Origin of the sequence: Affinundibacterium danionis (genome assembly GCF_042432465.1) — a bacterium.
GTDB classification, from domain to species: Bacteria; Pseudomonadota; Gammaproteobacteria; order Burkholderiales; family Burkholderiaceae_D; genus Undibacterium; species Undibacterium danionis.
Genome location: NZ_JBHLXJ010000014.1, coordinates 92244 through 116896, shown reverse-complemented (window position 1 = coordinate 116896; position 24653 = coordinate 92244). Strand labels below are relative to the sequence as shown.

Below are 24653 nucleotides of genomic sequence, written 5' to 3'. Positions count from 1 at the left end.
AAACGATGACTTCAACACATTCATCCCATTTGTCGAATCACCAATCACGCGGTTTTACTTTGCTTGAAGTTCTGGTTGCTCTGGTTATTGTTGGCACGGTGCTGGGTGCTAGTTTGCGTGCCGTAGCTAGCCTTGCTCAAAACAGCAGCGGTTTGCGTGCCACGATGATGGCAAATTGGTCGGCAGAGAACCGTTTGGCACAGATACGACTCGGCAAAGAATGGCCGCAGATAGGTGAGCGTAGTTTTCCTTGCTCGCAAGGAGAGCTTAACCTGCTCTGCGAAGAGCATGTGCTGTCGACACCAAACCCCTCATTTCGACGCGTAGAAGTATTGGTCTTTGATGCCAATAATTTACAAAGGCGTTTAGCCAAATTAACGCAGGTGGTGCCGAATGCACCATAAGTCCTCGAAATTCGCCAACGCGATACACTCCACCAAGGGCTTCACTCTGATTGAGTTATTGGTTGCGATCGCTATTCTCGCGATCATAGCCGTAATGGGTTGGAGTGGCTTGGATAGTATTATTCGCGCGCGCCAAACCTTGAATCGTGAACTGGAGCAAAGTCGGGGCGCACAAATTAGCTTTGTACAATTAGAAAATGATTGCGCTCATCTGGTCAGTGAATCTCTGTTGCCACGCAGAGAAAATTTGCGTGCCTTTGGTCAGCAGTTGATTTTGATACGCACGGTCTACGATGATAATCAACCGACGCGTCTGCAAGTAGTCGCTTATCGCGTGCAAGATGGTGTGTTCACACGACGTGAATCAATCGCGACTCGCGATCTGAAAATTCTAGATTCCTACTGGCAGAACGCCATTAATGGCAATGACAATATGCCGGTAGTGAAGTTGCAGACTGATATCACGGTGTTTCAAATGCGCACATGGAATAATGATGAAAATAGTTGGCGTGTCGCCGGTACAGATATCGCAACGCCTCAGACGGTGATTCCCGGTGCAGGCAAGCCCGGTAAAGAGGTGCCGAGAAAAACCGGTTTAGAAGTCACTATGCAGTTGGCAGGTCAGGCAAATCCATTGTTGAAAATATTTTTATTGGGGGCAGCATGACAATGTTGCCTGATGTGGTGTTCAATTTGCGGCGACAAGCGGGAGTTGCGGTGGTTACCGCCTTATTGTTGACGACATTAGCAATTACTATCGTTGCTAGTCTGTTTTGGCAGCAGCAAGTGCAGGTCCGATCAATCGAAAATCAGCGCTATCAATTACAAAAAAAATGGGTCTTGCGCGGCGCGTTGGATTGGGCGGCTTTGATTTTGCGTGAAGATGAGCGTACCAGCAAGGTGGATCACCTAGGTGAGCCTTGGGCGGTGAATCTGGGGGATACACGTCTAGATCAATACGTTGAAAATGGTAAAACCGATGTAGAGGATAGTGAGGCTACTTTGTCGGGGCAAATTAGCGACGCACAGGCAAAATTTAATTTAAGTAATTTAGCTAAAAATGGCGTTGTGAATTTGCGGGAGCAAGCGGTCTTTGCCAAACTTTTGTCAAACTTGCGTATGGATGCGAGTTTGGCACAACAGGTTGCGGCTCAAATTGCTTTGACCCAAGAGCGTCCATTTACTGGACCTCCTGGGCCTGGTGGTTCGACTGGTACTACCGATACCGACAAAGGTAGTGATAAGGGTAGCGGCTCCACTAGCAAACCAGGAAGTGAAACGCCTGTTGGAGAATCGTCTAGTGGTCTATCGACAAGCTCAGGTTCCGAAGTACAATTCTTAAGATTTAGTCAAATCGATGACTTATTGGCAGTACCCGGTTTTTCGCCGGAGATGCTGATTCGCTTAAAGAATTTTGTGACGGTATTGCCTGTTGAAACAAAAATTAATGTCAATACTACCAGCCCCGAGGTATTATCCGCGCGTCTGGAAAATGTCAGCGTGAGTGATGCGGCATTGATGATCGCAGCCCGAGACCGTGCGTATTTTTTGGATTTTGAACGGTTTAAGTTGCAATTTTCAGATAAAGTCAGTGAATCGGCGAGAGACGTGCTGGATTTTAGAACTAAGTTTTTTGTGATTAATGGCAGAGTGAAATTGAATCGTTCTTTGTTAGAAGTCAACGCTTTATTTGAGCGCGATGGGCAACGTGTACAAGTGTTATGGATAAAAGAGAGTTAAGTTAGCTCAGAGAATTGAGACAGTTCGGATTGAGCGCATATCAAGCGCATATTCAGCGCACGTAAGTTGCAATATGAAACCTAGGCAGTGTTTTTCTAAGCGTTACAGAAATAAAAATGAGATAAAAAAGAGCAAAAAAACTCAATTGATCAAGGGATATGGGAGAACATGGCAAGTACGCTTTATTTACAAATGCCTGCAAGGGCAGCCGTTGTTGGCAATGCAGCCGTCAGCAAGATGGGCGCAGGCACTGCGCTTGGCGCCGATCAGCAATGGCGTGAATTTCTATTTCCTTATTGCGTAGCGTCAGCTGAAAAAAATATCCTACAGCAGGGAAAGTTGAGTCTAGCGGCTTTGTCGCCGCTGGCACAAAGCGTTGCACAAATTTTTGTATTGGTATCTGCCAGTGACGTGACGATGTTAAAGGTCAAGGTGCCACCTATGCCTTTTGCAAAATTGAAGTTGGCATTGCCTAATCTCTTAGAAGAACAATTGTTGGCAGATCCTGCGGACTTATTGTTTATTGCCGCACCACCGGTAGATGGCATGTGTGTGGTTGCGGTTGCATCCCGCTCATGGATGGAACTGCTTTCTCGTCTGTGTGAGTCATTTGCTGTTCGAAAAATTGCTGCATACTCGATAGCATCTGGTTTGCCATTAAATGCAAAAGAGCTTGGTGACTCAGATACAGCAATTAAAACGTCAGTTTTAATCGAGTCTTTGCCAGAAATTCATGGCGGTTTTGACCTCAGTGTTTGTGCACGAGATCAACTAGCTGCCGGTCTTTATCTTGACGCCTCTCCGAGTGCTTCGAATCCTACCGCTTTCAATGAGCTCATATGGAATGCCTTGCAGCTATTGGCACCGCGAGGTGACTTGGATGTGTATGTTGATCCTAGTTTGATGCCTGTGCTAAAAAATAACGCGTCCTTAGCACAAGAGCGAACCGTACATTTTTTTTCTAATGATTGGAAATGCAAACTCGCATCCATTTCATCTCACTCTTTAGATTTGTTTTCTAGCTTGCAATTAGAGGGTAAAAAAACCTTCGATTGGATGCGATGGCGCTGGTCTATCATGTTAGCCGCATGTGCATTGTTGTTGAGCGTGTTGGGATTGAATTGGGAATGGTGGACCTTGCAACGAGAATCAGATTTGATTCGTGCTTCCGTACTAGCAACTTACAAGACAAGTTTTCCAAATGAAACTGTGATACGCGATCCATTGGCGCAAATGCAGCAAAAAATTAATGCTGCAAAAAAAATGACTGGGCAGTCAAGTAACGATGATTTTCTGGTGTTGAGTGGTTTATTTGCGCAAGTATGGGAACAAACCCTTGGTGTCTTACCTGTCGCGAGTGTCTCGAGCATGGAATATCGTGAACGTAGTTTGTATGTGACGCCTAAAAATATGGGTGATGTGCCAATTGATCGATTACGTGCTGGATTGAAAGAGCGTAGCCTTAGTTTGGACATCAAAGAAGGTATTTTGAAAATCTCAGTAGATACAGGTGTAGCACGATGAATCAGCTAGCTTTTTTGAATGAATTGCGTGAGCACTGGGATAAACGTGAGTTAGGCGAACGACGCATTTTATTAGTCGTGGGCATTTTAATTTTTGCGAGTTTAGTTTATTTGATCGCGGTACAGCCTGCTATGAGTCACAGTAAGAATTTACGTGAGTTCACGCCCAAGTTGAAACAACAAGCCGCAAGTATGGCAATGATGGCAGATCAATACGCGCAATTGTCTAAGACTATGACCGAGGCCGTACCGGTTGTGACGCGCGAATCGATAGAGGCGAGTTTGTTACGCAGAAATATTAAAACGCAGTCTTTGACGGTGGTGAGCGAGACAGTGCGTTTACAGGTCAATGCGGTCGCCTATGCCAATTTGATGGAATGGATGTTGGAAATGCAAAGAGCGGCGCGCTTGACGGTCGATGACGTCAAATTGACTGCTTTGACCGAGCCTGGGCAAGTGGGTGCAGTGATTAGTTTGCGTCAACAAAGACCGAATAGCTGAGATGTAAAAATTAAGATGTGAAAGTTGAGATGTGAAGAGATGTTCAGAAAAAAAGTTTTATTTTTGTCGGTTGTAGCGCTCATTAGTATTGTTGCGACGATTTTATTTTCATTGCCCGCAAGCTGGGTTGGATTGTTGATAGAGAAGCAGACGGCAGGGCGCATCGTATTAGGTGATGTCCAAGGAAGTTTCTGGCGCGGTTCTGCATTTATTGGTGTGGCTGCTGATAAAAATTCTGCGGTTACGCCTTTATTTCCAGGTCGGTTTAATTGGCAAATTTCTCCCATGGTTTTGCTGGGGCAAGTGTCGGTAAGCATTGAGAATACAGCCTCTTTATCGGCTCCCGTACAGGTGACGGGGAGCTTTGCGCAATGGCGAGTAAGCCCTGCTAGTTTGAATTTGCCGTCGGAGCGCTTGGAGGGATTAGGGGCACCTTTGAATACCATAGGACCGACTGGGAAAATTGTGTTGAGTTGGGCCGAGTTAGAGCTGATGCACATGGAGGCGAAATTGATGTTGAATGGACGTATGGAATTGGAGATGAGCGAAATGGCTTCGAGAGCGTCTTCAATTAAACCTCTGGGGAGTTATAAAGTCGCGATGCAGTGGCGCGGTGATGCAGCAGACTTGAATTTGACGACTACCAAAGGACCTATGATGTTGGAAGGAAATGGCAAGCTTAATCAAGGACGGTTTCAGTTTTCTGGTAAGGCCTATGCGGAAACTGGGCAAGAAGAAAAAATGGCAAATCTATTGAATTTGCTGGGGAGACGTCGCCAAGAAGGTGACAAACAAATCATCGCTTTAGAATATAAGTGAGTCGAATAGTATGAAGAATAAAATGAAAACATCAGGATCAACACCAATGTCAAAGCAAATCGTGAACAGTAGTTTGGTGACCAGTATGCAAAGAAAATGGCAAAGTGTATTGGTCGGTGGAGTCGCATTTACTGCACTGAGTTTGAGTGCTGCCCTGTTGCCACATACCGTACTCGCACAAGATGCTGCGCGCGATGCTGCTAGTTTGAATTTTGTGAATGCGGATATTGAATCCGTGATTAAAGCCGTGGGCCATTACACAGGCACCACGTTTGTGATTGATCCTCGGGTTAAAGGTCAATTAACTTTGGTCGCTGAAAAACCACTAAGCAAAGAGCAGGCTTTCAAACTCTTGACATCCAACTTGCGCATGCAAGGTTTTGCAGTGGTCACTTCAGATGGTTTTTCTAAGGTCGTTCCTGAGACCGATGCTAAATTACAAGGTGGCCCGACCCAAGTTAAAAGTATTAAGGGCGATCAAATTATCACGCAAGTTTTTCGGGTGAATTACGAACAAGCCAATAATATCGTAACAGCTCTGCGTCCTTTAATTTCGCCCAATAATGTGATCAATGTTAACCCGGGCAATAATTCCATCGTGATCACTGATTACGCCGATAACATGCGCAGGATGGCGGAGGTAATTGCCTTGTTGGATGTGCCAGTCAACCCAGAGCTAGAAATTATTCCTATTAAACATGCGATTGCAAGCGATATCGCCGCATTAGCATCACGTTTGACCGAGGGACAGGCGCCAGCAGATTCAGGGCGAACCGTGATTCTTGCAGACTCCAGAACGAATTCAGTATTAGTGAAAGCGCCATCTGTTGCTCGTACTAATTTGGTTAAGTCATTAGTTAAATCATTAGACCAGCCGACCGAGTTACCCGGCAATGTTCATGTGGTGTATTTAAAGAATGCAGAGGCCGTGAAGTTGGCGCAAACCTTGCGCTCGATTTTAAGTGGAGATAGCTCTTTGCCCGCCAGTTCGGCCAACAATTCGAGCTTATCTGGTAGTACATCAGGGAGCAATATCAATAGTAATCAATCTATGGCAGGTACCGCCTCATCGAGTGGTAGTAGTAATCTAAGCTTGCCGATTAGTTCATCGAGTACTTCGCAAGCACAGGCAGGTGGAAGTGGTGGTTTTATTCAGGCCGACCAAGCGACCAATACCTTAATTATTACCGCCAGCGATACCGTGTATCGTAATTTGCGTGCCGTGATTGATCAACTCGATGCACGACGGGCGCAAGTCTATATTGAGACGCTCATCGTAGAAGTGTCGAACGAAAAAGCCAGCGAGTTAGGTGTTGAGTGGCTGGGGGCGACTGGCGATGCGAATAGTAAATATCGCTTAGGTGGTGTGACTTCCTTTCCAAGCGATACTGGTTTAGTTGCCCTTGGTGGTAATTCCACAGCACAATTGGGGGCAGTGACCGGTAAGGGCTTGACCGTTGGTTTGTTTCGACAAGTGGGAGGGCAGTTGGGCTTAGGTGCACTGGCGCATGCTTTGGCGACCGACGGCAATACTAATGTGTTGTCTGTTCCTAACTTAGTCACCTTGGATAACGAAGAAGCCAGCATAGTCGATGGTAAAACGGTGGGGGTAGTCACTGGGCAGTACACATCGAATACCGGTACAGTAGGTCAAAATCCGTTTCAAACGATAGCCCGAACAGAAATTGGTATTAAATTGAAAGTGAAACCGCAGATTTCCGAAGGTGGCACGGTACGTTTAGCCATCGCGCAAGAAGTGTCTAGCATTGGTCAACCGGTGGCGGGCGGCGTTGGTATCACAACCATAGTGCGCTCCATTGCAACCAATGTTTTGGCAGAAGATGGTCAAATTATTGCCTTGGGTGGATTGATACGCGACACCAACGATGATGCCGTTGAAAAGGTGAGCGTGCTGGGCGATATCCCCATTATCGGTAATTTATTTAAGTACAAAAAACGTACCAACGGTAAAGCCAACTTGATGGTGTTTTTGCGTCCAACTGTGATCCGTAGTGCTGAACAAAGTAATAGCGTGTCGGTCGATCGCTACGATTATTTGCGGACTCAATATTTACAATCTTTGGATAAAGATACTAACGGTGAATTGTTGAAACTGGAAAAAGGGAAGTTAATCGTCCCCGCCTCGATGGATGCGGCGAAAGATAAAGCGGCCGATAAAAATGCTGCCAAAGAAGGTAAATAATTCGTATGTCAGACAATCGATTATTACCTTTTGCCTTTGCGCGTGATTTTTCAATTTTGGCGAATCGTCGCGACGATTTGGAAGGCGCTCCGGTAGAGCTGAAAGTCTCTTCTGAGTCTAAGCAGAGCGCAATTTTAGAAGCAGGACGCCGCTTTGGACGGGTTCATTTGCAGCTGATGCCGCATGCAGATTTATTGGCAGAAATTGCCCGTGCTTATGCCGGATCAGGTGGTGACGCGGCTGATGTGGTGGGTGAAGTTGAGTCCGATATGGATTTGGCTAAACTCATGCAAGACATGCCAGCGATTGAGGACTTGCTAGAATCCGCCGATGACGCGCCCGTGATTCGTATGATTAATGCCTTGTTGACGCAGGCTTTGCGTGAAGGGGCATCGGATATTCATATTGAACCGTTTGAGCAAATTTCCGTGGTACGTTTTCGAGTCGATGGCGCATTGCGCGACGTGATTCGTCCCAAGAAAGCGATTCATGCCTCTTTGGTATCGCGTATCAAAATTATGGCGCAATTGGATATTGCAGAAAAACGTTTGCCTCAGGATGGTCGGATTACTTTGCGCATAGGTGGCAAGCCGGTTGATGTGAGGGTTTCTACCTTACCGACTGGTCATGGCGAACGCGCCGTATTACGTTTGTTGGATAAAGAAGCCGGTAAGTTAGATTTGACTCATCTGGGGATGAGCGCAGAAGTGCTTACACAATTTGATCATTTGATCGCACAACCGCATGGCATCGTTTTGGTAACTGGGCCAACAGGCTCTGGTAAGACTACCACGTTGTATGCAGCACTTTCGCGCGTGAACGCTGGCACCACGAATATTCTGACGGTCGAAGATCCGATCGAATATGAATTAGCCGGAATTGGACAAACTCAGGTTAATGCCAAGATTGACATGACCTTTGCGAAAGCTTTACGGGCAATTCTGCGACAAGATCCTGACGTTATTATGATAGGTGAGATTCGCGATCTAGAGACTGCGCAAATTGCCGTTCAAGCTTCATTGACAGGTCACCTGGTATTGGCGACTTTGCATACTAACGACGCAGCAGCAGCCGTAACGCGCTTGTTAGATATGGGCATAGAACCTTTCTTATTGTCGTCCTCTTTGTTAGGTGTGGTTGCGCAACGCTTGGTGCGTAAATTATGTAAGCACTGCAAGTTACAAGAGGCGGGTGTTTGGAAATCGGTTGGTTGCGAACACTGCGGTCATACAGGTTATCAGGGGCGAGTTGGTGTGTATGAATTGTTGCTGACGACAGAAGCGATTTCCGCCCAAATTCATCATCAAGCCTCAGAAGCGGAAATTCGTCTGGCGGCGCAGGGGGATGGTATGAAGGTCATGCGTGAAGACGGGCAGCGTTGGTTGGATGCCGGCGTGACGACGCGGGAAGAGTTGTTGCGCGTGACCAAAGAATAGTAATCGTCATAATGCGAAGTTTGTTCTGAAGACATAAAAACATAGAAGAGAGTACAGCAAGTGCCAGCATTTCGTTATGAAGCTATAGATCAACTAGGCGTGAATAAAAAGGGTGTGCTTACCGCTGACAGTGCACGTGCGGCACGTTCTGATTTAAGGAGCCAGCACTTGGTTCCGGTCTCGGTAGAGTTGATTACCACTCAAGCCGCTGGTGACGCAAAAAAATCTAGGGCTTTTTTCGGTGAACATCTGTCTACTGTCGAGCTTGCTTTATTTACGCGCCAGCTCGCCAGTTTGTTAGAGGCAGGTTTGCCTTTGGAACAGGCATTCTCGGCCTTATTGGAACAAGCCGAACGTGTATATATTCGTGATTTAATCGCCTCGGTTCGTTCGGAGATTTTGGCCGGATCTTCTTTATCGGACGCATTGAAACAGCACCAAAATGATTTCACGGATATTTACTGCGCTCTAGTCGCTTCAGGTGAACAGATCGGGCAATTGTCACGCGTCTTGTCGCGCTTAGCGGATTACATTGAACGCCGCAACGCCTTAACGCAAAAAGTGAAATTGGCGTTTACTTATCCGGCTATCGTGACCGTCGTTGCATTTGCGATTGTGATTTTTTTGCTGACTTATGTGGTACCGCAAATTGTTTCTGTGTTCGCCAACACTAAGCAGAAATTGCCTATTTTGACGGTGATCATGTTGGCTGTTTCCGATTTTGTGCGTGCCTATGGCTGGATGCTTGCGGTCGCCATAGTCGGTATCGTGTTTGGATGTCGCAAAGCCTTACAGAACCCGCAAATTAAAATGCGTTGGCATACTTGGTTGCTTGATGCGCCTATGTATGGAAAGTTTGAACGCAGTTTAAACACGGCGCGATTCTCTAGCACTTTGTCGATTACCACCGGATCGGGCGTACCAATTTTAACGGCCTTGCAGACTAGTCGAGAAACCTTGTCTAACGTCGCTATGCGGGCGCAAGTTGAAGATGCGACCAATAGCGTGCGTGAAGGTGTGAGCTTAGCGCGAGCGCTATCGGCAAATAAACATTTTCCTCCCATGTTGATTCACATGATACGTGCTGGTGAAGTCACAGGGGAATTGCCTGCGATGTTGGAACGAGCCTCTTCAGCGCAAGAGCAAGATTTGGAACGTCGTGCTTTGACCATTGCCGGTATGTTGGAGCCACTGTTGATTCTTGCCATGGGGGTGGTGGTCTTGCTGATCGTTTTGGCGGTCTTGATGCCGATTATCGAAATTAATCAATTGGTGCGATAGTGTAGTGTGTGTTCGCGTGCGTTGGCGGGCGATCAATGTGCTCGTCAAGCAACGTGTATGAGCTGTAATCGGCCGAGATAAAGTAATTCAGAAAAGATTGAGAAATGAGTAAATTATGAAGCGTCTTCCTATGTTAGCGACGGTAGTCGCATTCGCGCTACTTTGTGCAGTAATCAGTTATTGGGGTTTGCAGATTTTTAAACCAAAAATTCGTCCGATAGCAGCACCTGTCATGACCGCAAGTTATGAACCTGCGGTAGGTCAGTGGGGGAGCCTATTTGGTCAATCTGCGGTAGCAGAGATCGCGCCTAGTAATTATCAATTGAAAGGCGTTATCGTCGCCGCGAAAGCGAAAGACAGTGCGGCCATTATCGCAGTCGAAGGCAAACCAACTATGACGATAGGCGTGGGTAAAGAGTTGCTCAATGGTGTGAGTTTGTCTGAAGTTCATCGTGATCATATTGTCGTATCTGAGGCGGGAATTAGTCGTCGTATAGATTTACCGGCTGTGCCTATGCATGCTGGTATCACATCTCCAGCGTTTCCTGCTAACGCTCCGTCTGCACCCTTACCACCGCCAGCGCAACGGCCATAATTTCCCCATTGAATAAAAATGAGTTTGCCAGTCTATTTTGAGCAAGCACTTGACACAGTGCATCCTAGTTGGCGTGAGATTTTGCATGACGCTTTACTTGCTATGCAAAGTAAATCGCCAGATTATTTAAAGGATTTGGCGCACGATGATTTTTTGCCTGATGGTCAGAGAATTTTTGCCGCATTCTCGCTTCCCATCGACAAAATTCGTTATGTTTTAGTGGGAGAAGGGCCGTATCCACGTGCGGCTAGCGCTAATGGTTATTGTTTTATGGATGCTGCGGTCGACAGTCTTTGGTCAAATGAAGCGAAGGGCGGCTTGAGTAAGTCAGTTAATCGTGCCACCTCACTGCGTAATTTCATGAAGATGCTGCTACTTGCAGAACGGGTGCTGACTATTGAAAATTTGAATTCAGAATCTATGGCAGCGGTGTCGCGCCGAGCGCGGGAAGACGACTCTGGAATGATTAAAACTATGGCGGATTTACATCGCAATTTTTTATCAAATGGATTTTTGATGCTCAATGCTTCTTTAGTTTTTCGGTCACATGTTGCGCCAACCATCGATGCCAGAGCTTGGGAAGTTTTTCTATTAGCGATATTTAAGGCTTTAAATGCATTGCCTCAAAAACCTGTCGTGATTTTGTGGGGGAAGATAGCGGACCGTTTGTCTGCTATCGGCGATGATCTTCATGTAAATTGTTTGGACCAATTTCAAATTGCGAAGTCAGAACATCCGTACAATTTGAGCTTTATCACCAATGCCTCTATGCATGCCTTGTTCGCAGAACTTAAGTTGCTGCGCACTTGACGATATTTGCGAGTTCGTATTTGCGACTGCTTAGTTGCTTCAGCTCACTTGCAACCGCTTACTTGATACTTCTTTGTACTATGCTCTTCTAATTTTGTCACGGAGCATGATTGCCATTGCTTGGTTAATCTGGCTGTGTCGGTAAAATGCACAAAATTACTCTAAATCAATAGTGACTTTGGAAACTTTGTGTTGAAGCGGAGTGGCCTACTGTAAAATAAATTGAAATTGCTTAAAATTGATTTTGGGAAATATATTAATATATAGCGCTAAATGAAGATGGTTTGTCAAAACCATAATTTAATAATTTTTGATGCCCTCTTTGAGCCGTCTATCGTATAACGAATACCTTGAAGGACAGTAGCTAGTATGTTAAAGAAAATTCAATTTGATCAAATCCGTCAAGGGATGTACATCAAAGAATTATGCGCGTCTTGGATGTCCTCACCCTTTTGGCAAAAATCTTTTCTGATAGATGACGCGGCTACTATTGAAAAAATTCGGCAAGCAGGAATACGTGAAGCCTGGATCGATACTAGCAGAGGCTGCGACGTGCTCGCACCTGTTGTCAAAGATGAGCCAGCGCCGACACCTGTTGAGCCGATTGAAGTCGTAGAAGTCGCTAAGCCAGTCGCTGCGCCGACGCCGTATAGCGAAATTGTTCCAACATCAATGGATGCCGAATTGGGTCGCGCCGCAAAAATCGTGGGCAAGTCTAAGACTGCGGTGTTTTCGATGTTTAGCGAAGCGCGTATGGGAAATGCGATTGAAGCCGAACACGCAATGCCGCTCGTCGAAGAGATTGCTACTTCGGTGATGCGCAATCCCGGCGCTTTGATCGGTTTGGCTCGTTTAAAAACGGCGGATGATTATACGTATATGCATTCGGTCGCGGTTTGCGCTTTGATGATTGCTTTGGCGCGCCAATTAGGATTGAGTGACGAGGAAACCCGCGAAGCAGGTTTGGCGGGGCTATTGCATGACATCGGTAAAATGGCGGTGCCGCCAGAAATTCTCAATAAGCCAGGACGATTGACCGATGAGGAATTCGTTTCGGTGAAAGAACATCCAAGCGCTGGTTATGAAATGCTGTTGGAAGCGAAAGGGGTAGGCAAGATTGCTCTGGACGTGTGTTTGCATCATCATGAGAAAGTCGATGGTAGCGGCTATCCTAAAGGCTTACACGGTGATCAGATTAGCTTATACGCGAAAATGGGAGCGGTATGTGATGTGTACGACGCTATTACATCGAATCGTCCTTATAAAGCGGGTTGGTGTCCTGCCGAATCCTTAAAGAAAATGTCGGAGTGGAGTAAAGGACATTTTGATGAACGTGTGTTTCAAGCTTTTATTCGTAGCATAGGAATTTATCCTGTAGGAACACTGGTCAAATTGCATTCGGGACGTTTAGGCGTCGTGGTTGAACAGCAAGCAGGTAAGTCACTACTACTTCCCAAAGTTCGGGCTTTCTTTTCTTCCAAATCGATGGCGTATATCCCACCAGTATTATTGGATCTTAGTGGTCCAGGTATTCAAGATAAAATCGTATCGCGTGAGGACGCGTCAGCGTGGGGATTAAAAGATGTAAATCGTTATTGGCTGGGAGATGCCGCCGAGAATATGTGATTCGTTCTCACATTTTGGAATAGTCGCTGAAAAACCAACGTCTTTACAACGACATGAAATAAATCCCATATGCTGTGATTTTCATAGTGCTCATCAGGTAAAATGAGCTTATGAAAATTTTGATTAGCAATGACGATGGTTACTTAGCCCCTGGGATTATCGCCTTGGCGGGTGCTTTAGCTGACATCGCTGAAATTACCGTGGTCGCGCCTGATAGTAATCGTTCCGGCGCCTCGAATGCCTTAACATTAGATCGACCATTATCGGTACAACGTGCCGATAATGGTTTTTATTTTGTGAATGGCACGCCTTCTGATTGTGTCCACATCGCTTTGACCGCATTGATGTCTGAAAAACCTGATTTGGTGGTGTCGGGTATTAATAACGGACAAAACATGGGAGATGACACGCTTTATTCCGGTACCGTTGCGGCAGCTACTGAGGCTTATTTATTCGGCATTCCTGCCATTGCTTTTTCGCAGGTAGAAAAGGGCTGGCATCAATTGGACAGTGCTGCACGTGTCGCTAGAGAATTAGTGCAACGTCAATTTTCTTCTCTAACTCGCCCTTTTTTACTGAATGTAAATATCCCAAATCTGGCTTATGCGGATATTGGCGGTGTCCGCAGTGCACGGTTAGGCAAGCGTCATATGTCTGAACCTGTCATTCAAACTCAAGATCCAAGCGGCCGTACCATTTATTGGATAGGGCCGGTGGGTGCAGTGAAAGACGCTAGTGAGGGAACCGATTTTGCGGTTACCTCGCAAGGTTTGGTGTCTGTGACACCACTGCAAATAGATATCACAGATATCCAACAAATGCATTCCTTGGCCGCGGATTTGGCATGACGACAAAAGAAAAACGTTTCCCATTAAGTCTGGCCTCGGTCGTTGAGCAACGTGGCAAATCATCGAGTCAAGCAGCTACCGCGATGCCTCAGACAGCGGTGAAAAATGCCGCTAACCATACCTTATCCAAATCACCTGTATTTGCCCCCACAAAGAAGTCATCAGGCTTTCCTTTTCTGCCAGATCATGGCAAATCGATTCATAGCACAGTACCAAGAACCGAAGTGATGGTTTCAGAAAAGATTCGTCAAGCAATGGTAGCGCGTGTCGCGCAGCAAGGTGTGAGGGATCAGTTGGTGCTAGGTGCGTTGGAGGCGATTCCACGACATATGTTTATTGAGCCAGGATTGTCGAGTCAAGCCTACATTGATGCGTCTTTACCGATAGGCCATCATCAAACGATTTCTCAACCCTATATCGTTGCGCGCATGACGGAGATTATGCGAAACGGTAAAGCACTCGATAAAGTGTTAGAAATAGGCACTGGTTGCGGTTATCAGGCGGCCGTATTATCTTTGGTCGCAAAAGAGGTTTACTCCATAGAGCGTATCAAAGCCTTGCACGAACTCGCTAAAGAAAATCTACGTCCTATGCGAATTCCGAATATTCGCTTGCATTATGGAGATGGCATGTTAGGTTTGCCACAAGTTGCGCCATTTGACGGTATTATATTGGCAGCAGCAGGAATGGAAGTGCCACAGGCACTCTTATTGCAATTGCGGATTGGTGGACGCTTGATTGCACCCGTTGGAGGGCGACATCAATCTTTGCAGTTGATAGAACGTATCGGTCAAAATGAATGGAATAGTACGAGTTTAGAACATTGCCATTTTGTGCCACTGCACCAAGGTGTAGTCTAAGATTTTTATGTAATTTAATTCGAGTAGAACATGCTTATGAAGCAAAGTTGTTTATTGAAAAAAAATGAAGCGCTGCGCTTGTTGGGCTTCGCTAGCATGGCCAGTTTATTGGCAGCTTGTACTTCGGTGCCTAATAATGCGCCTGTTATCGAGCGCAGTAGTGAGGTAGCCGCACCAGTGGCTAGGCCTGTAGTGGTGGCACCAGTCGTCAAGGAACAAGAAGTTCGCCCTAGTTATACCGTAAAACGTGGTGATACTTTATTGCGCATTGCCTTTGATCATGGTCAAAGTTACAGTGATTTGGTGGCGTGGAATAATCTTCGTAATCCGAATGATATTAAAGTCGATCAGGTCTTGTGGATAGGTCCACCGGAAGGTAGTTCTGTAGCTAAAGTCTCGCCTGTGACGACTTCGCAAGGTATAGAAATCCGCAGCCTAACTCCGGTCAATCCTTCTACCAATAAAACCGCACCAAGAGGTGATAAACGTACGTATTCAGAGAGCAATCTGGCAGAATTGCAAAAGGCTGCTGACGGCGCATCTACTCAGACTACAGTGGCGCAAAAAAATGAGACGCCAATAGCTAAAGCCGCAGAAAAACCAGTAGAAAAAACACCGGCGGTACCAGCTGCCGAAACGATAGATTGGATATGGCCAGCGGACGCAAAATTAATTGCTGGCTTTGACGATCAAAAAAACAAAGGTTTGGACTTGGGCGGTAAATTAGGGCAGGAGGTTGTGGCGGTGGCCGCCGGTAAAGTAATTTATGAAGGCGGTGCGATGCGTGGTTATGGCAATATGCTGATCATCAAACATGCCAATAATTACCTGTCTGCTTATGCGCATAATAAAGTCAATTTGGTTAAAGAAGGCCAGTCCGTGAGTAAGGGGCAGAAGATTGCCGAAATGGGAAACTCGGATAGTGATGTGGTTAAATTGCATTTTGAAATTCGTCAAGCAGGCAAGCCTATCGATCCTATGAAGGTATTGCCGGCGCGTTAAATCTTTGTTTTTTTGTGTGTTGTTCTTAAGACTTATCTGCAGGATTAAACTGAAATTATGATCAAGAGTTCTAAGCAAACAAAACAATCAACGTCATCCATGCACGTTACTTCAGATAGTTCGGATGACGGATTGCTAGTGTTAACGAACGATCTGAACGACGCCTTGCAAGTGGATGTCGACAAGGTGAAGGATAGCCTTGAATTGATTGATGAGAGCGACGATGAACTCGCAGAAGAAGGTAGGGGAGATGAGGGCGATAAATCCGATGAGCTATCAACCGTCGCCATTGCTCCGATTGATGAAATTAAAAGTATTCTCGCTGCAGAATTATCGACAGATACAACTCAACATTATCTAAATCAGATCGGAACACGCCCCCTGTTCTGTGCCGCAGAAGAATTGCATTTTGCGACCTTAGCAAAGCAAGGAGATTTTGACGCACGGCAGAAAATGATAGAGCACAATTTGCGCCTGGTCGTCTCTATCGCCAAGCACTACATCAATCGCGGTGTTGCCCTGCTCGATATGATAGAAGAGGGCAATTTGGGATTAATGCATGCGATTGATAAGTTCGAGCCAGAACGTGGATTTCGTTTTTCTACTTACGCGACTTGGTGGATACGTCAGAGCATAGAGCGTGCGATTATGAATCAAGCACGAACTATACGTTTACCTGTGCACGTCGTGCGCGAATTAAACCAGATCTTGCGCGCTAAATACCATTTGGAATCGCAACAACGCGATGGAAAAGATGCGACGATTGATGATATTGCGCACTTGGTAAGTCGCCCTTTGGATGAAGTGCAAGATATTCTGGCTTTATCTGAACACGCGATGTCACTGGACACGCCTTTAGATGGCGATCCTCAAAGTAGTTTGTTGGATATGTTGCCCGGTGATACCGATCACGCACCGGACACGCAGGCAGAACATCATGAAGTCACGGTATTGGTCAGAGACTGGTTGTCCAAATTGCCAGATAAGCAGCGTATCGTCATTATGCGTCGTTTCGGTTTGGATAATGACGATCCGGTGACGCTAGAAACGCTAGCTGATGAAATGGGAATTACGCGTGAACGGGTACGACAAATTCAACAAGAAGCCTTGATTAAGTTGAAACGTAGTTTTGCCTCGCGTGGCGTAGGGCGCGATGCCTTGTTATAGTCTGTGTATCCTGAATGTTGCTTGTATTGACTGAGTGTTGCCTGAGTTACCCGTGTTACCTGTAGGGGCGGGCAAGACGGTATAATGTCGGATTATCTTGAATCAATTTTCCTAGGCTAAGCTTTCGTCTCTAGCCTCATTAACATGAATACTCTGAATATCCGTTCCCTAGACATGGACGCGCGCGGTGTTGGTCATCTCGACAATGAAGATGGTTCACCTGGTAAAGTGGTGTTTGTCGAAGGTGCTTTGCCTGGCGAAGTTGTTGGTTTTAATACCTATCGTAAAAAGCCAAGTTGGGAAGCCGCAACGATGGGCGCCTTGGTGAAAGAATCTTCTCAACGGGTAACGCCAAAATGTCCTCATTTCGGCGTCTGTGGTGGCTGTTCTATGCAGCACTTGGATGCGAACGCACAAGTCGCAATGAAACAGCGTTTGTTGGAAGATAATCTTGCGCACATAGGCAAAGTAAAATCAGACATGGTGATGCGGCCGATTTATGGGCCAACTTGGGGTTATCGTTATCGTGCCCGCTTGTCGGTGCGTAATGTCCATAAAAAAGGCATCGTTTTGGTTGGTTTCCATGAACGAAAATCGCGCTATGTGGCGAACATGGAAACCTGCGACATTTTGCCACCGCATATCTCCAAAATGTTGATGCCTTTGCGTGACTTGATCACGTCCTTGACTATCATTGAAGCCCTTCCTCAAATTGAATTGGCGATAGGCGAAAATGTGACCGCGATGGTGCTGCGTATCATGCAGCCGCTGGGGCCGGGCGATGATGTGAAACTGAAGGCTTTTGCTGATAAGCATAATGTGCAATGGTGGCTGCAAACGGCAGGGCCAGACAGCGCCGCACCATATTATCCAGAAAACTCAGACCTGCACTATTTGCTTCCTGAATTTGGCGTGAAAATGCCATTCAAGCCGACCGATTTTACGCAAGTCAATCATCATATTAATCGTGTTCTAGTAGCGCGCGCATTGAGATTGCTGGACGTGCAAAAAGACGAACGTATTTTGGATCTGTTTTGCGGCTTGGGTAATTTCACTTTACCTATCGCCACGCTAGCTCGTGAAGTGGTGGGGATTGAAGGAAGTACCGCACTCACAGAACGCGCTTTGGAAAATGCGCGCGCCAACGGTTTGGATGCAAAAACCTCGTTTGCGACACGTAATTTATTTGAAGCTAAAGCAGAAGATTTCGTCGGTTTGGGCAAGTTCGATCGTTTCTTAATTGATCCTCCACGTGATGGGGCTATGGCAGTTTGTCAGGCCTTGATTGACCTAGGAAAGATTGTGCCAGAAATGCGTCCTAAACGTATCGTTTATGTTTCTTGTAGTCCTTCAACTTTGGCACGTGATGCTGGCATGTTAGTGAATGAAGCAGGTTATAAGATGAGCAAAGCGGGCGTCGTTAATATGTTTCCACATACTTCTCATGTCGAGTCTATGGCGGTTTTTGATCTGATTTGACGTTTTCAGTATGGCAGTAAGTCGCATATCCACTTTTCTAAAAAAACCGACCCTGTGTCGGTTTTTTTATTTCTAGGAAATGATTGCTAAGTTGTGGCAACTCGCGGCTTGTTTGGCGGCTCGCTCTAATATGAGACAAATTTGAAATTGCCATCTTGAAATATTTCTATTCAGAGTGGATACTGATTAACTGTACGAAGAGAAAAGAAATGTAGATAAACAAAGAAAACCACGGAAAACCGTGGAAAATATTAAGGAGTAAGTATATGCAGTATGAAGTTATGGATACACAAATTGCGCCAGAAGGGCACTTAGAAGTTTTGTCGAAAGCAGAAGTCGCCCGATTGCGCGACACCAGTCACGGAAGTTTGTATCAATTGTTTCGCAGTTGCGCATTAGCGGTGTTGAATTGCGGTAGTGGCTTAGATGATGGTAAAGAACTCTTAGAACGCTATAAAGAATTTGAAATTAGTATTGTGCAGCGTGAACGCGGCATTAAATTAGAAGTGAAAAATGCACCCGCCAGCGCCTTCGTCGATGGTGTAATGATCAAGGGGATACAAGAGCATTTATTCGCGGTTCTGCGCGATATTCTTTTCATTCACGGTGAAATCATTAAGAACGAGCATATCAATATTGACTCGACAGAAGGGATTACCGACGCCGTATTTCATATTTTGCGCAACGCGAATTTGTTGCAGCCGCAGATCAGCCCTAACTTAGTTGTCTGCTGGGGCGGCCATTCTATTTCTGGCGCCGAATACGATTATACAAAGTTGGTCGGGTATCACTTGGGTTTGCGTGCAATGGATATTTGCACGGGCTGCGGCCCCGGTGCGATGAAAGGACCAATGAAAGGTGCCACCATCGGTCATGCGAAACAGCGTATAGATAGTGGTCGTTATTTGGGCATTTCAGAGCCTGGCATTATCGCTGCCGAAGCCCCTAATCCTATCGTCAACGATCTGGTGATTTTGCCTGATATAGAAAAACGTTTGGAAGCATTTGTGCGCATGGCGCATGGCATTATCGTGTTTCCGGGTGGCGCAGGTACGGCTGAAGAGATTTTGTATTTGCTCGGCATTTTATTGCACCCCGATAATGCAGCTTTACCATTCCCAGTTGTTTTCACTGGTCCTGCCGTCGCTGCCGATTACTTCAAACAAATTGATCAGTTCATCGGTTTGACTTTGGGCGCTGAGGCGCAGAGCAAGTATAAGATTATTATTGATGACCCCGTCGCAGTGGCTCGCGAAATGCAAGAGGGTATTAAGAAAGTTCGCGCTTTTAGAAAAGCCCGTGGCGACGCTTACTACTTCAATTGGTTGCTAAAAATCGATGCCGAATTCCAGCATCCGTTTGAACCAACTCACGCGAATATGAAGGGTTTAGCTTTGCATAAACAGCAGCCAGCCCATTTATTGGCCGCTAACTTACGACGCGCTTTTTCTGGCGTAGTGGCAGGGAACGTCAAAGACCAAGGGATACGTGCGATTGAAAAGCATGGGCATTTTGAGATTTGCGGCGATCCGGAAATTATGCACGCTATGGATATCTTGTTGACTTCTTTTGTCGATCAGCACCGGATGAAATTACCTGGGAAAGCCTACATACCGTGTTATAAAGTAATTAAATAATTAATTGGTTTATTATTGGGTTTGTAATTGTGTGCTTAGTCGAGTGCTTGAATAAGCAATGTTGGTAGTCAGGCCTTGGGAAATTCAATGTGTATTACTAAGGTCTGATGTACTAGCAAAAATAGAAAGCAAAAATTTGCTTTTGATACGCTGATTGTTGCTTGCCTGCGTATTTTTGCTATTGCGACGAAAAAAACAAATATTTCAGAGGGGAAATTATTGTTTATTCAGAAAAAAGTAGCATAATGAGAAAAGGCTAAAACGACCAATGTTATAGCGACTGTTTTTCTTGATTTCTATTATTAAATACGCGTTAGTGATGGTGTGGTGTATGTGTGCCACCTCAGTCATTTCACTCACAATGGGGATATAAATATGAGCACTGTACAACATGAAGTTGATGAACGTACCAACTTGATCAGTTCAAATAAATTCGAGCTGTTGTTGTTCAGATTAGGTACCGATGCGGTCAATGACCGCTCTGAATTGTTTGGTATTAATGTGTTTAAAGTGCGAGAAATTGTCGCAATGCCAGAGATCACTGCTGTTGCAGGTGCTTTGCCGCATAACCTCGGCGTGGTTAATCTACGTGGACAAATTATCCCTGTGATTGATTTGCCTTCAGTCGTGGGACGCAAGCCAACTAGCGGTTTAAATATTATGTTAGTCACCGAGTTTGCTCGTTCAACGCAAGGTTTTGCGGTTGAGTCGGTCGAAGAAATTGTCAGGTTAGATTGGCGTCATGTTTTATCTGCCGAATCTAGTGCGGCTGGTGGTTTGGTAACGAGTATCGCTCGCCTTGATGGCGATTCTGAAGACACACGATTAGCTCAGGTATTAGACGTCGAGCAGATTTTGCGTCAAATTGCGCCTAAGGATGTCAAAGATGTTGATTCCGATACGATAGGGGCGAAACTGAAAATTAAACCAGGTGCGGTGATTTTGGCGGCGGATGATTCTGCTGTTGCACGCGGTTTGATTGGTCAAGCCTTAGAAGCTATCGGTGCGCCATTTATTATGTGCAAAACGGGCAAAGAAGCTTGGGAAAAATTACAAGCGATGCACACCGCCGCCAGCTCAGAAGGAAAAACGATACGAGATAAAGTCGGTTTGGTATTAACCGATTTGGAAATGCCTGAAATGGACGGTTTTACTTTGACTCGTAACATTAAGCAAGATGATCGATTCAAAATGGTGCCTGTGATTATTCATTCATCTTTATCCGGTACGACTAATGAAGATCATGTGCGTAGTGTTGGTGCTGATGCCTATGTGGCGAAGTTTGTTGCGGAAGAATTGGCAGCGACGATACGTGAAGTGATTACGCATTAAGCGAGTATTGAGCGATATTTAGTAAGATCAATTATCGATTGACGTTGTGAAATTCAACGAGAAGAAGCTGGTTCCCATATTAAGTGGTGCCAGCTTTTTTATTGCAGATGCAGAAGCAGTGTAAGATGTCGTCCGTTCAAACGAATTCTTGATGTAATAGGTAACCGATAAGAGGAAAATATGGAAAAGTTTATGACTTACGAAGAGTACTTAGATGAAGTCACTACTTTATTGACTGAGATGTACAAGATCAATGATGAAGCTGCCATCAAATATGTGATGCGTGCGCAGGCGGCAGATTATTTCAGTCCGCATGACGATCACGAAGAAATGCGCACTCAGGAGCGCGCCATACAGGACGCGAAGATCGTATATGAAACACGTAATAAGTCACGTCCTGAAATCTTTCGTAAATAAATTCACTTGCAGTAATTTTCGTTACAAGCTTGCATCGCAGGCTTGATTCAGCTGTAACTAGTCAGCTGTAACCAACCAGTAGCGCCCCAAGCAGATGTGATGTAGCGAGCTTGTTTCGGCCAACCACGTTACACCTTTTCCATTTCTTCCGCATCCAAAGCAATTACATGGGTTTGCAATTGGCCGCGCTCATCGTGCCATTCACGCATGATACAAGCTTGACCTTCTTCATCAATGGCAATGATTTTAAAGAAATTGCCTATCATTGATTCGATCAGAATTCTTTCGTCTTCAGGGAAGCTTTTAATGAATTGCCTGCTCAAAGTAGTGACGCGAACTATGTCACCTATTTCTACCGTTTGTTGTTTGGAATCGAGGATGGGTGTTTGGCTCATAATTGAAATTTAGTCTTTGAAGTATCTGTTATTTTATAAAATCATCGTGCGGCGTATTTTTGCGGTACGCCGCACGGGAAATGAGGGGAGACCTAATTTATTCGCTGCATATCTATTGCATGTCTATTGAGTGTCTTTTTTGCGGTCAGCTTTTTCTCTGCCAACCTTATAAAGAACCAAAGCGATTAGAGCAAATGGAATCAGTGACAGCATATCTGCACGTGCCCCTTCAAAGAAAGGATTATTGGCTTGTGCCCAGTCACCGATTTTTTTATCGAATTCAGTCATAATGCCAGCGCAAAAGGCGATCACGATACCCGCTAATGCGCCACCGGCGATATAACCGGATGATAATAAAACACCTTCACTGCGATCACCTGCGGCTTGCTTTTCTTCCTCGTTCAAATGCTTATTTTTCTCCAATCGATTATTTCGAAGATCAACCAGCCAACGTATCATGCCGCCAATAAAAAGCGGGGCTGAGGATGCCAGTGGCAAATAAACGCCGACCGCAAAAGCGAGCGAAGGAATGCCGGACATTTCTAACACTAAGGCGATAATGACGCCAAATAACACCAAAGCCCATGGCAGTTCGCCATCCAGTATGCCCTTAATGATATAAGAAATTAGTACGGCTTTAGGCGCGTCATATTTTTTAACTTCGGAGCCATCTGGTCGTGTGGTGTGGGTACCGTTGATACCCGGATCGATCAGATAAACGGCTTTGCCATTGGGATCAACTAGATATTTTCCTGCTGGCGCAGCTAATACACCTGAGGCATCGTTCTTGTGCCACACTTTGTAATGAGCGCTATCTTGAGCCGCTTGTGGCCCTTGTAATTGCATGGATTCATTGAGTTTGCTGACATCAGTGCTGAGGCCGGGAGCCACTTGGGCGATAGGGACATAAACGGTACTCGCATCGTTTAATTTTAATAGTATCGGTCCCAGAATTAAGGCGGAGCAAAAGACACCAATTAAAATCGCATACTGTTGATATCTAGGCGTTGAACCTACTAGATAACCAGTTTTCAAATCTTGCGAAGTACAACCGGCAACGCTAGAAGCGATACACACGATAGCGCCTACCGATAAAGCCGTTACATAATATTGACCGCCTATCCAACCCATTAAGAGAAAAATTAAACAGGTGAATAATAGTGTGGCGACCGTCATGCCCGAGATAGGATTTGACGATTGGCCAATTTGACCTGTGAGTTGAGAAGAAACCGTGGCAAATAGAAAGCCGAACACCAAAATTAAAATGGCACCCAACAGATTCATGTGCAAAGGTGTTGCGACGGTGATGACGGCAATGATTGCCAATGCGCCGATGACCACCCATTTCATCGCGATACTTTGTTCTGTGCGCGGAACAGCCTCATCTGCTGAGGTTTCTTTAATCTTGTTCTTACTTATACCCGATAAGCCTGACGCCAAGCTGCGCCAGATTAATGGCAGAGCACGTGCCAAACTAATTAGACCGCCAGTGGCAACCGCACCAGCGCCTATGTAGAGTACATAGGCACCGCGTATTTCGTTGGGGCTCATCGCGCTAATGAGTTTGGTGGCGGGCGCTAATGGCGTTAACAAGCCGTCGCCAAAGAACTTGATCAGTGGGATTAGCAACATGTATGACATTACGCCACCCGCCGCCATGATCGCCGCGATACGTGGTCCGATGATGTAACCCACACCTAGTAGTTCCGGTGAAATCTCGGTGCCGATAGAGCCACCTTTTAATGGCGCGGAAAATACGAAGTCAACCGTGTCTTTCCAGCCTTTGAGTGCAATATTGGCTACTTTGTAGATCAGGCCAATAAAGAAACCACCAAAAATAATTTTAGCTCGGCGATTTGCATCTGCTTGTGCATGGGGATTACTTGATTCTCCTGCGGCCTCGCGCGAGCTATCGGTCGCGGCTGCTTTTAACACTTCTGCGCACGCCGTTCCCTCGGGGTATTTCAGCTCATGATGTTTTTCGATAATCATGGTGCGGCGCATAGGAATCATTAATAGTACGCCGAGTAATCCTCCTAATACCGCCACCAGCATGACGCGATAAATCTCTAAATCAAAACCTAGAATCAGAATCGCAGGCATGGTGACGCCTAAGCCAAATGCCAATGACTCACCTGCCGAGCCAGCGGTTTGCGCAATACTGTTTTCTAAGATGCTAGAGTCTTTGCCGCCGAGCTTGTGAGTCAGGCGAAATAAAGTAATGGCGATCACCGCGACCGGAATTGAGGCGCTGACGGTTAAGCCGACTTTAAGCACCAGATACAAAGAAGATGCGCCAAATACCATACCCAATATCGTTCCCATAATCAGGGCACGTAAAGTAAATTCGGGTAAATGGGACGACGCAGGAATATAGGGTTTGAAATTAGATGAAGCGGGTGATGGCGGCATACTGCTCTTTCTGAAACGTCTCAAGGAGTAATTATTTTGCGCTTAAACTTATGGATAAAAATCCGTGCTTAAGCGATGCCCAGCATTATCCCGCTTTTCTTTTGGAATGTACAAATAAGTGCAAAATTGACACAATTGAATTTGATTGACGTCCTATTGTGTTATT

22 protein-coding genes are annotated in these 24653 nt (G+C 45.7%); 20 read left to right on the top strand and 2 right to left on the bottom strand.

The annotated features are described in order from the left end of the window. Positions 1-5: 5 nt before the first annotated feature. The 20 genes from gspI to ACFFJH_RS13125 all read left to right on the top strand — a co-directional run bounded on the left by gspI (position 6) and on the right by ACFFJH_RS13125 (position 21680). Positions 6-404: a type II secretion system minor pseudopilin GspI gene (gene gspI, locus ACFFJH_RS13220; protein ID WP_390213302.1), complete on the top strand. Its 399-nt coding sequence runs from the start codon at positions 6-8 to the stop codon at positions 402-404. Then, on the top strand, positions 394-1071 hold the full coding sequence (locus tag ACFFJH_RS13215) for a PulJ/GspJ family protein (RefSeq protein ID WP_390213300.1): 678 nt from the start codon (positions 394-396) through the stop codon (positions 1069-1071). The genes gspI and ACFFJH_RS13215 overlap by 11 nt, the downstream gene beginning before the upstream one ends. Beyond that, positions 1068-2144, top strand: coding sequence for a type II secretion system minor pseudopilin GspK (gene gspK / locus ACFFJH_RS13210; protein WP_390213299.1), 1077 nt, complete (start codon positions 1068-1070; stop codon positions 2142-2144). Before ACFFJH_RS13215 ends, gspK begins: the two co-directional genes overlap by 4 nt. Before the next feature lie 168 nt (positions 2145-2312). Next, positions 2313-3668 (top strand): type II secretion system protein GspL, encoded by a 1356-nt coding sequence (gene gspL / locus ACFFJH_RS13205; protein ID WP_390213298.1) that lies wholly within the window; start codon positions 2313-2315, stop codon positions 3666-3668. Further along, positions 3665-4168, top strand: a complete 504-nt coding sequence (gene gspM / locus ACFFJH_RS13200) for a type II secretion system protein GspM (RefSeq protein ID WP_390213296.1) — start codon at positions 3665-3667, stop codon at positions 4166-4168. Before gspL ends, gspM begins: the two co-directional genes overlap by 4 nt. Before the next feature lie 39 nt (positions 4169-4207). Beyond that, a complete protein-coding gene (locus tag ACFFJH_RS13195; protein WP_390213295.1) occupies positions 4208-4987 on the top strand; it encodes a type II secretion system protein N in 780 nt (259 codons plus the stop codon). A 46-nt stretch (positions 4988-5033) separates the two neighbouring features. Beyond that, complete coding sequence (gene gspD / locus ACFFJH_RS13190; protein ID WP_390213294.1) at positions 5034-7190, top strand: type II secretion system secretin GspD; 2157 nt, start codon at positions 5034-5036, stop codon at positions 7188-7190. Positions 7191-7195: 5 nt separating this feature from the next. Beyond that, positions 7196-8626, top strand: coding sequence for a type II secretion system ATPase GspE (gene gspE / locus ACFFJH_RS13185; RefSeq protein WP_390213293.1), 1431 nt, complete (start codon positions 7196-7198; stop codon positions 8624-8626). A gap of 60 nt (positions 8627-8686) precedes the next feature. Then, a complete protein-coding gene (gspF, locus tag ACFFJH_RS13180; protein ID WP_390213291.1) occupies positions 8687-9907 on the top strand; it encodes a type II secretion system inner membrane protein GspF in 1221 nt (406 codons plus the stop codon). A 115-nt stretch (positions 9908-10022) separates the two neighbouring features. Beyond that, on the top strand, positions 10023-10502 hold the full coding sequence (locus tag ACFFJH_RS13175) for a type II secretion system protein N (protein WP_390213290.1): 480 nt from the start codon (positions 10023-10025) through the stop codon (positions 10500-10502). 18 nt (positions 10503-10520) lie between these two features. Continuing rightward, positions 10521-11312, top strand: coding sequence for a uracil-DNA glycosylase family protein (locus ACFFJH_RS13170; RefSeq protein ID WP_390213289.1), 792 nt, complete (start codon positions 10521-10523; stop codon positions 11310-11312). A 369-nt stretch (positions 11313-11681) separates the two neighbouring features. Next, positions 11682-12938, top strand: coding sequence for an HD-GYP domain-containing protein (locus ACFFJH_RS13165; protein WP_390213288.1), 1257 nt, complete (start codon positions 11682-11684; stop codon positions 12936-12938). A 110-nt stretch (positions 12939-13048) separates the two neighbouring features. Then, on the top strand, positions 13049-13786 hold the full coding sequence (surE, locus tag ACFFJH_RS13160) for a 5'/3'-nucleotidase SurE (RefSeq protein WP_390213287.1): 738 nt from the start codon (positions 13049-13051) through the stop codon (positions 13784-13786). Further along, entirely contained in the window at positions 13783-14646 is an 864-nt protein-coding gene (locus ACFFJH_RS13155; protein WP_390213286.1) for a protein-L-isoaspartate(D-aspartate) O-methyltransferase, read from the top strand. The genes surE and ACFFJH_RS13155 overlap by 4 nt, the downstream gene beginning before the upstream one ends. Positions 14647-14682: 36 nt before the next feature. Continuing rightward, the gene (locus tag ACFFJH_RS13150; RefSeq protein ID WP_390213285.1) at positions 14683-15648 is read left to right on the top strand and encodes a peptidoglycan DD-metalloendopeptidase family protein; all 966 of its coding nucleotides are present in this window, start codon (positions 14683-14685) and stop codon (positions 15646-15648) included. 99 nt (positions 15649-15747) lie between these two features. Next, a complete protein-coding gene (gene rpoS / locus ACFFJH_RS13145; protein WP_390213284.1) occupies positions 15748-16815 on the top strand; it encodes an RNA polymerase sigma factor RpoS in 1068 nt (355 codons plus the stop codon). A 144-nt stretch (positions 16816-16959) separates the two neighbouring features. After that, positions 16960-18294 carry a 23S rRNA (uracil(1939)-C(5))-methyltransferase RlmD gene (gene rlmD / locus ACFFJH_RS13140; protein WP_390213283.1) on the top strand — a complete coding sequence of 445 codons (1335 nt, stop codon included), beginning with the start codon at positions 16960-16962 and terminating at the stop codon, positions 18292-18294. Positions 18295-18560: 266 nt separating this feature from the next. Continuing rightward, the gene (gene ppnN, locus ACFFJH_RS13135; protein WP_390213282.1) at positions 18561-19931 is read left to right on the top strand and encodes a nucleotide 5'-monophosphate nucleosidase PpnN; all 1371 of its coding nucleotides are present in this window, start codon (positions 18561-18563) and stop codon (positions 19929-19931) included. 375 nt (positions 19932-20306) lie between these two features. Continuing rightward, positions 20307-21263 (top strand): chemotaxis protein, encoded by a 957-nt coding sequence (locus ACFFJH_RS13130; protein WP_390213280.1) that lies wholly within the window; start codon positions 20307-20309, stop codon positions 21261-21263. A 192-nt stretch (positions 21264-21455) separates the two neighbouring features. Beyond that, positions 21456-21680 carry a hypothetical protein gene (locus tag ACFFJH_RS13125; protein ID WP_390213279.1) on the top strand — a complete coding sequence of 75 codons (225 nt, stop codon included), beginning with the start codon at positions 21456-21458 and terminating at the stop codon, positions 21678-21680. Between the two features lie 128 nt (positions 21681-21808). Here ACFFJH_RS13125 and ACFFJH_RS13120 read toward each other — a convergent pair whose 3' ends face one another. Next, the gene (locus ACFFJH_RS13120; protein ID WP_390213278.1) at positions 21809-22075 is read right to left on the bottom strand and encodes a hypothetical protein; all 267 of its coding nucleotides are present in this window, start codon (positions 22073-22075) and stop codon (positions 21809-21811) included. Positions 22076-22198: 123 nt separating this feature from the next. Next, complete coding sequence (locus ACFFJH_RS13115) at positions 22199-24487, bottom strand: OPT family oligopeptide transporter (RefSeq protein ID WP_390213276.1); 2289 nt, start codon at positions 24485-24487, stop codon at positions 22199-22201. Between the last annotated feature and the right edge of the window lie 166 nt (positions 24488-24653).

What these genes read in the sequence shown, in the direction of transcription:
- ACFFJH_RS13120 (WP_390213278.1), bottom strand. Translation starts at nt 22,075, where the DNA reads ATGAGCCAAACACCCATCCTCGATTCCAAACAACAAACGGTAGAAATA.
- ACFFJH_RS13115 (WP_390213276.1), bottom strand. Translation starts at nt 24,487, where the DNA reads ATGCCGCCATCACCCGCTTCATCTAATTTCAAACCCTATATTCCTGCG.
- gspD (WP_390213294.1), top strand. Translation starts at nt 5,034, where the DNA reads ATGTCAAAGCAAATCGTGAACAGTAGTTTGGTGACCAGTATGCAAAGA.
- ACFFJH_RS13150 (WP_390213285.1), top strand. Translation starts at nt 14,683, where the DNA reads ATGAAGCAAAGTTGTTTATTGAAAAAAAATGAAGCGCTGCGCTTGTTG.
- ACFFJH_RS13170 (WP_390213289.1), top strand. Translation starts at nt 10,521, where the DNA reads ATGAGTTTGCCAGTCTATTTTGAGCAAGCACTTGACACAGTGCATCCT.
- ACFFJH_RS13125 (WP_390213279.1), top strand. Translation starts at nt 21,456, where the DNA reads ATGACTTACGAAGAGTACTTAGATGAAGTCACTACTTTATTGACTGAG.
- surE (WP_390213287.1), top strand. Translation starts at nt 13,049, where the DNA reads ATGAAAATTTTGATTAGCAATGACGATGGTTACTTAGCCCCTGGGATT.
- gspE (WP_390213293.1), top strand. Translation starts at nt 7,196, where the DNA reads ATGTCAGACAATCGATTATTACCTTTTGCCTTTGCGCGTGATTTTTCA.
- rpoS (WP_390213284.1), top strand. Translation starts at nt 15,748, where the DNA reads ATGCACGTTACTTCAGATAGTTCGGATGACGGATTGCTAGTGTTAACG.
- gspL (WP_390213298.1), top strand. Translation starts at nt 2,313, where the DNA reads ATGGCAAGTACGCTTTATTTACAAATGCCTGCAAGGGCAGCCGTTGTT.
- gspM (WP_390213296.1), top strand. Translation starts at nt 3,665, where the DNA reads ATGAATCAGCTAGCTTTTTTGAATGAATTGCGTGAGCACTGGGATAAA.
- ACFFJH_RS13165 (WP_390213288.1), top strand. Translation starts at nt 11,682, where the DNA reads ATGTTAAAGAAAATTCAATTTGATCAAATCCGTCAAGGGATGTACATC.
- ACFFJH_RS13175 (WP_390213290.1), top strand. Translation starts at nt 10,023, where the DNA reads ATGAAGCGTCTTCCTATGTTAGCGACGGTAGTCGCATTCGCGCTACTT.
- rlmD (WP_390213283.1), top strand. Translation starts at nt 16,960, where the DNA reads ATGAATACTCTGAATATCCGTTCCCTAGACATGGACGCGCGCGGTGTT.
- ppnN (WP_390213282.1), top strand. Translation starts at nt 18,561, where the DNA reads ATGCAGTATGAAGTTATGGATACACAAATTGCGCCAGAAGGGCACTTA.
- ACFFJH_RS13155 (WP_390213286.1), top strand. Translation starts at nt 13,783, where the DNA reads ATGACGACAAAAGAAAAACGTTTCCCATTAAGTCTGGCCTCGGTCGTT.
- ACFFJH_RS13215 (WP_390213300.1), top strand. Translation starts at nt 394, where the DNA reads ATGCACCATAAGTCCTCGAAATTCGCCAACGCGATACACTCCACCAAG.
- ACFFJH_RS13130 (WP_390213280.1), top strand. Translation starts at nt 20,307, where the DNA reads ATGAGCACTGTACAACATGAAGTTGATGAACGTACCAACTTGATCAGT.
- gspI (WP_390213302.1), top strand. Translation starts at nt 6, where the DNA reads ATGACTTCAACACATTCATCCCATTTGTCGAATCACCAATCACGCGGT.
- ACFFJH_RS13195 (WP_390213295.1), top strand. Translation starts at nt 4,208, where the DNA reads ATGTTCAGAAAAAAAGTTTTATTTTTGTCGGTTGTAGCGCTCATTAGT.
- gspK (WP_390213299.1), top strand. Translation starts at nt 1,068, where the DNA reads ATGACAATGTTGCCTGATGTGGTGTTCAATTTGCGGCGACAAGCGGGA.